General features: G+C 60.2%; 4 protein-coding genes. All 4 read left to right on the forward strand.

All coding sequences use genetic code 11. The features are described from left to right. The first annotated feature begins 173 nt into the window (after window positions 1-173). From AGR2A_RS23720 to AGR2A_RS23735, 4 genes are read left to right on the forward strand one after another with little or no spacing between them, the layout of a single operon-like run. A complete protein-coding gene (locus tag AGR2A_RS23720) occupies window positions 174-1,034 on the forward strand; it encodes a carbohydrate ABC transporter permease (RefSeq protein ID WP_080823468.1) in 861 nt (286 codons plus the stop codon). Further along, complete coding sequence (locus tag AGR2A_RS23725) at window positions 1,031-1,867, forward strand: carbohydrate ABC transporter permease (protein WP_072492970.1); 837 nt, start codon at window positions 1,031-1,033, stop codon at window positions 1,865-1,867. Before AGR2A_RS23720 ends, AGR2A_RS23725 begins: the two co-directional genes overlap by 4 nt. Window positions 1,868-1,878: 11 nt before the next feature. Continuing rightward, window positions 1,879-2,964 (forward strand): ABC transporter ATP-binding protein, encoded by a 1,086-nt coding sequence (locus AGR2A_RS23730; RefSeq protein WP_045531693.1) that lies wholly within the window; start codon window positions 1,879-1,881, stop codon window positions 2,962-2,964. Between the two features lie 45 nt (window positions 2,965-3,009). Further along, window positions 3,010-5,013, forward strand: a complete 2,004-nt coding sequence (locus AGR2A_RS23735) for an aldo/keto reductase (RefSeq protein ID WP_080823388.1) — start codon at window positions 3,010-3,012, stop codon at window positions 5,011-5,013. The last annotated feature ends 215 nt before the right edge of the window (window positions 5,014-5,228 follow it).

Consider the following 5,228-nt stretch of genomic DNA (forward strand, 5'->3'; position numbering starts at 1 on the left):
CAACGTTGGTGATAGATCGCGAGCTAACCCCCTCATCCGACCCTTCGGGCCACCTTTCCCCCTTGGGGAGAAGAAATAGGCCGCACCGCCCTGCAATGGTCTCGCCCTCGAAATCGGGCAGGCCTTCAAGCTTTTCCATTTATCCGGTCCATGTCCGGCATCTGGAGGTCGTCATGCCGTCTAGGAACAGGATCGCTTATGCGTTCCTTGCGCCCTATCTCCTGATTTTCGCCACCTTCTGGGTCTGGCCGATCATCAGCTCGTTCATGCTGTCGTTCCAGAATACCCGCATTAACCCGTGGCGGTTTGCGCCTTTCATGAATTGGGGGCGGCTCGTCTCCGATCCGGCTTTTTATAACGCGCTCTACAATACGCTGATCATTCTGGTCATTCAGGTGCCGGTCATGATCGCGCTCGCCACCGTCATGGCGGTGCTCCTGAATTCGCCGCTGCTGAAAGCGCGGCCGCTCTATCGTTTTGCCTTCTTCGCGCCTGTCGTTGTCGGCGAGGTGGCCTATGCGGCGGTGTTCCGGCTGATGTTCAGCGCCGATTTTGGCATCATCAACAAGCTCATCACGTCAGTCGGCCTTGCGCCCATCTCGTGGTTCGACAATGCCAATGCGGCCATGGCGCTGGTCATCATCGCGGTGACCTGGCGCTGGGCGGGGTATAACGCCATCATCATTCTCGCCGGTCTGCAATCGATCCCCGGCGATGTCTATGAGGCGGCGACGCTGGACAAGGTGAGCAAGCGCCAGCAGTTTTTTCATATCACGCTGCCGCTCCTCAAGCCCATCATCCTGTTCTGCGTTGTCCTGTCGGTCATCGGCACCATGCAGCTCTTTGCGGAACCCTTCCTCATCACCAACAGGGGCGGGCCGGGCGGGGGCACGGAAACGCTGGGACTTTTCCTTTATCGGCAGGGCTTCACCTCGCTCAATTTCGGGTACGCCTCGGCCATCGCCTACACCATGGCGGCGCTCGCCATCGCCATTTCACTGCTTAATCTCTGGGTCGGGAGGGAGCCGAAATGAGATCGAAATCAAGATCGCTTTTCTGGCAAAAGATCGCGCTGCACGCGGTGCTGACGCCACTTGCCGTCATCTGGCTGTTTCCGCTGTGGATGATGTTCGTGTTCTCAACGATGCCGGATTACGGCATCTTCAGCCCCGATATCGTTCTGGTGCCGTCCACCAACTTCATCGAGAACTTCAGCAACCTGCAGGCGGATACGAATTTCCTCAGGGCCATGTTCATCTCGATCACCGTCGCCTGCATCTACACCGTCCTTTCGGTCTTCCTGACGTCGATGGCGGGCTGGGCGCTGGCGCGTTACCGTTTTGCGGGACGCGGCGTGGTGATCGCCATCATTCTCGGCACCATCACCCTGCCGTTTGCAGTCGTGGTCATTCCGCAATTCATCATGGTGGCGCGAGAGTTTAAACTCGCCAACACCTGGGTGGCGCTGATCGTGCCGCCGCTGTTCAACTCGCTCGGCGTGCTGTTCATGCGGCAATCCTTCTCGATGATGCCGACGGAGCTTTTCGATGCCGCGCGGGTGGAAGGCGTCAAGGAATGGCAGATTTTCCTGCGCATTGCTTTACCCTTGGCGCGGCCTACCATGGCGGCGCTCTCCATCATTCTCTTCCTGGCCTCGTGGAACAACTACCTCTGGCCGCTTCTCATCAATTCCCGCCCAGGAATGATGACCGCACCCGTGGCGCTTGGCACCCTTATCGGGCTCACCAAGGTGTCATGGGGCGGCATCATGGCCGGCGCGGTGCTGTTGACCGCACCCATTCTCGTGGTTTTCGTGGTCCTGCAGCGTCACTTCATCGCCGGCATTTCTGCCGGGGCAGTCAAGTAAGGGGAGGCCGCATGGCGGAACTTTCGCTCAAAAACGTGGTCAAGCGATACGGTGCGCTGGAGGTGATCCATGGCGCCAATCTCGAGGTGAAAGACGGGGAATTCGTCGTTTTTGTCGGCCCGTCCGGCTGCGGAAAATCCACGCTTCTCAGAATGATCGCGGGGCTGGAGGATATTTCCGGCGGCGATATCGTGATTGGCGGCAAGACGGTCAGTGATGCTGATCCGGCCGATCGTGGCATTGCCATGGTGTTCCAGTCCTATGCACTTTATCCGCATATGACGGTGGCCGAAAACCTCTCCTTCGGCCTCAGGATGAACGGCAACCCAAAGGCCGATACGGAAAAGCGGGTCAACCGCGCCGCCGAAATCCTGCAGATCAATGAACTGATGGATCGCCGGCCGAAACAGCTTTCCGGCGGCCAGCGGCAGCGTGTGGCCATCGGCCGGGCCATTGTGCGCGAGCCGCAGGTCTTCCTGTTCGACGAGCCTCTGTCCAACCTCGATGCGGAACTGCGGGTGCAGATGCGCGTCGAAATTTCGCGCCTGCACAAGCAACTCGGCACCACGATGATCTATGTGACGCATGACCAGACCGAGGCGATGACGCTGGCCGACAAGATCGTGGTCCTGCGGGCGGGCAATATCGAACAGGTGGGCGCGCCGCTCGATCTCTATGACGATCCCGCCAACCGCTTTGTCGCCGGCTTTGTCGGCTCGCCGAAGATGAACTTTCTCGACGCCACTGTCATCGGCGGCGGCGCCGACAGCGTCACGCTCGCTCTCGACAGCGATCCTGCGGTGCGGCTGACTTTGCCGATCAAAGAGCGCGTCAACGAGGGCGCGAGGGTCACGCTCGGCATCCGGCCGGAGCATTTTGCCGATGCGGGCGGGGGCGATGCCGATCTCACCGTGCATGTCGATGTCGCCGAGCATCTCGGCAATACCAGCTATGTCTATGCCCGAACCGAAGGCGGCGAGCAGCTCATCATCGAGCGGCCGGAATCGCGTGATGTCGGCAATCGCGACCGGCTGACGGTCGGCCTTTCCGCCCGCCGGGCTTTCCTTTTCGACAGCAAGGGCGAACGCCTGCGCTGAACCCTTTCCCAAGCACCCAAGACCGATACGAAAGACGAGGATTTCATGACCACCGAACAACCGATCCGCTGGGGCATCATCGGCCCGGGCACCATCGCCAGAACCTTTGCTGACGGTATCGCCCATTCCCGCACCGGCAGGTTAGAGGCCATCGCCACCCGCAATCCGGACAAGCCCGGCCTTGCAGAAGCTTTTGCCGGCGCGCGCATCATCCATGGGTACGACGCGCTGCTTGCCGATCCTGCTATCGATGCGGTCTATATCGCCACACCCCATACCGGCCATGCCGAATGGGCGATCAAGGCGATCCGGGCCGGCAAGAACGTGCTGGTGGAAAAGCCCATCGCGCTCTCGGCCTATGATGCCGACGCCATTTTCCACGAGGCGAAAAAGGCAGGCGTCTTCGCCGGCGAGGCCTATATGTATCGCCTGCATCCGCAGACGGCGAAGCTGCTGGAACTGGTGAAAGCCCGCGCGGTGGGCGATATCCGCATCATCCGCTCCAGCTTCGGTTTCAACATGGGCTCGTTCCGGGCCGATCACCGGCTGTTCGCCAATGAAACCGCGGGTGGTGGCATTCTCGATGTCGGTGGTTATCCGGTTTCCATGGTGCGGATGATCGCAGGTGCCGTGGAGGGCAAACCTTTCGCCGAACCGGAAAAGGTCGCGGGTGCGGCGCATCTCGGCCAGTCGGGCGTTGATGAATGGGCCTCGGCCGTGCTGAAATTCGCAAACGGCATCGTCGCCGAAGTCTCGTGCTCGATCATGGCGGCGCAGGACAATGTGCTGCGCATCATCGGCTCGGAAGGGCGCATCGAGGTCAAGGATTTCTGGTTTGCTGCCGGCCACAAGGGTGGCACCGGCCGGATCGATATCATCAGGGGCGACAAGGTCGAAACCATCGAATTGCCCGAGGATCGCTGGCTTTATTCCTTTGAGGTCGATGCGGCGGGCGAGGCAATTCGCCAGGGCAGACACGAATTCGCGGCACCTGGCATGGCCTGGGCGGACAGCCTCGGCAACCTGCGCGTCATGGACCAGTGGCGGGCTTGCGTCGGGCTGGAATACAGCGTCGAAAAGGCGACGTCGCGCACCGCCAATATAGCAGGTGGTAAGGTTGTATCCGGAAATACGGTCCCGAAGCGGCAGATACCGGGCCTTGCCAAACCCGCTTCGGTAGTCGCGCTCGGCTTCGAGTTTTTCCCCAATTTCGCTTCCGCATCCCTGACGCTCGATGCGTTTTACGAGGCGGGCGGCAATCTCTTCGATACGGCCTATGTCTATGGCGGCGGCAAAACGGAGGCGATTTTCGGCGACTGGCACACCAGCCGCAACGTGCCGCGCGAAGAGATCGTGTTGATCGGCAAGGGCGCGCATTCGCCGCTCTGCTATCCCGATATGATCGCCAAACAGCTAGATCAGTCGCTGGAGCGTCTGAAGACGGATTACGTCGATGTTTATTTCATGCATCGCGATAATCTCGACATCCCGGTGGGCGAGTTCGTTGATGCCATGGATGCCGAGGTTCGGCGCGGGCGCATTCGCGGCATTTTCGGTGGCTCGAACTGGACGCGCGAACGCATGGATGAGGCCGCGGCTTACGCGCAGAAGAACGGCAAACAGGCCCCCGGCGCGCTTTCCAACAATTTCTCGCTTGCCGAAATGCTCGATCCCATCTGGGCAGGCTGCGTGGCGGCATCGGATGACGAATGGAAAGAATGGCTCAAATCCCGACAAATCCCCAATTTCGCATGGTCCAGCCAGGGGCGCGGTTTCTTCACCGAGCGGGCAGGGCGGGACAAGCATGACGATGAGGAAATCGTCCGCGTCTGGTATTCCGACCGCAATTTCGTCCGTCGCGATCGGGCGATCGAGCTTGCGCAGAAACTCGGGCGCCACCCAATCCATATCGCTCTCGCTTATGTCATCGCCCAGCCTTTCCCGGTCATCCCGCTGATCGGGCCGCGCACGATTGCGGAACTGGAGGATAGTCTTTCGGCGCTGGATATTGCGCTGACGGACGAGCAGGTGAAGTGGCTGGAGGCGTAAGAGTGGATTGAGGCTGCGGATTTATCTGCCGCCTCTTTCGGATAGGGCAAGCCGTTGCGGCATATTTCTTCTCCCCCCCGGGGAGAAGGTGGCCTGAAGGGTCGGATGGGGGGAACGTTGCCGGATTTCGGAGAGCGAGCCCCCTCATCCCGCTGCCGCGGACTTCTCCCGGCGTAATACTTCGTATAGCATACATTATACGAAGTTATACGTAC

It is taken from the genome of Agrobacterium genomosp. 2 str. CFBP 5494, assembly GCF_900013495.1.
GTDB lineage: Bacteria > Pseudomonadota > Alphaproteobacteria > Rhizobiales > Rhizobiaceae > Agrobacterium > Agrobacterium pusense.